General features: G+C 67.8%; 1 protein-coding gene. It reads left to right on the top strand.

Annotated elements, in window-relative coordinates:
• Positions 1-1,230 (top strand): HD domain-containing phosphohydrolase (locus FVW27_RS15530; RefSeq protein ID WP_167126818.1); only part of this gene is annotated, 1,230 nt, incomplete at its 5' end.
• Positions 1,231-1,411 lie beyond the last annotated feature (181 nt).

Below are 1,411 nucleotides of genomic sequence, written 5' to 3'. Positions count from 1 at the left end.
CTGCGCTTTGCCGGTGGCGCGCGGGCGCACCGCTTCGTCCCGGCGGCGGAGGTGCTGCGCGGCGCGCACGACCCTGCCCAGTTCGAGGGCCGCATGGTCATCGTGGGGTCAAGCGCGGCACGCCTCAACGACCTGCACCACACCCCGGTGTCGCCCAGCTACCCCGGCACGGAAGTGCACGCCGTGGCCCTGGACAACCTGTTCGACGGCACCCCCCTGCGCGAACCGGACCATGCCGCCGCGTACCGGCTGGTTCCGGCGATGCTGGTCATCCTGCTGGCGGGGCTGCTGTTCCTGCGGGCCGGGCCGTTGCAGGCGGGGGGCGCCACGCTGGCCGTGGCCCTGGTCATGCCCGCCGTGGGGTCCGCGCTGTTCGCGTGGCGTGGCATAACCCTGCCCATGGCTGCGCCCGTGCTGGCCGCGCTGCTGCAGGGGGCGCTGCTGTCTCTCGCGCTGTACGCGCGGGAAAGGCGCACGGCCTTCGTGCGGCTGCGCCAGTTGAACCACGCCCGGCAGATGACCCTGGAATCCATGACCGCCGTGGCCGAAAGCCGCGACGAGATCAGCGGCGCGCACATCAAGCGCACCCAGCACTACGTCCGGGCGCTGGCCGAATCCCTGCGGGACATAGGACGAGGCGGCGGCAAGGAAACCTACCCCCAACTCACCGAGGACTACATCGAACTGCTGTTCCATTCCGCGCCGCTGCACGACGTGGGAAAGGTGGCCGTGCCTGACAGCGTGCTGTTCAAGCCCGGCAAGCTCACCGACGAGGAATTCGCGGTGATCCGCCAGCACGTGCGCCACGGGCGCAACATCATCGCCAACGCGGCCCAGGGCATGGAGGATGACGCCTTCCTGCACCTGGCGGCGGAAATAGCCTGGAGCCACCACGAAAAATGGGATGGCTCCGGCTACATGGAAGGCCTTGCGGGCGAGGCCATACCCCTTTCCGGTCGCCTGATGGCCCTGGCCGACGTGTACGATGCGCTGGTCTGCGCCCGGCAGTACAAGCCCGCCTTTCCGCACGCCAAGGTGCGCGAGATCATCCTGAAGGGCCGGGGCACCCACTTCGACCCCGCCGTGGTGGACGCCTTCCTGCTGGCAGAAGAGGAATTCAAGCGCATCGCCACCGCCTACCGCGACCCGGAACCGGGTCACACCCCGGACCCAGACCCGCCCGGCGCCCCTACCGGCGACCAGGTACAGCCCGGCGACCCAAGGCAGTAAGAAGCAAAACGCACACGGCGGACGTTCCGGAAAGAACGTCCGCCGTGTGCGTTTCAACGTAAGCGTCACATCACCTCCTTCTACCGCCCTCGTTTGAAATCCTGCATGCTCATCCTCCAATCAAGGAGGTGCGGGTATGCCGTCGAATCGCAGGCGAAGGTCGAAAAAGGAGTCTTATTGG

It is taken from the genome of Nitratidesulfovibrio liaohensis, assembly GCF_011682075.1.
GTDB lineage: Bacteria > Desulfobacterota > Desulfovibrionia > Desulfovibrionales > Desulfovibrionaceae > Cupidesulfovibrio > Cupidesulfovibrio liaohensis.
Note: the sequence above shows the minus strand (reverse complement) of the source record. Positions and strands in the feature narration are given on the sequence as shown.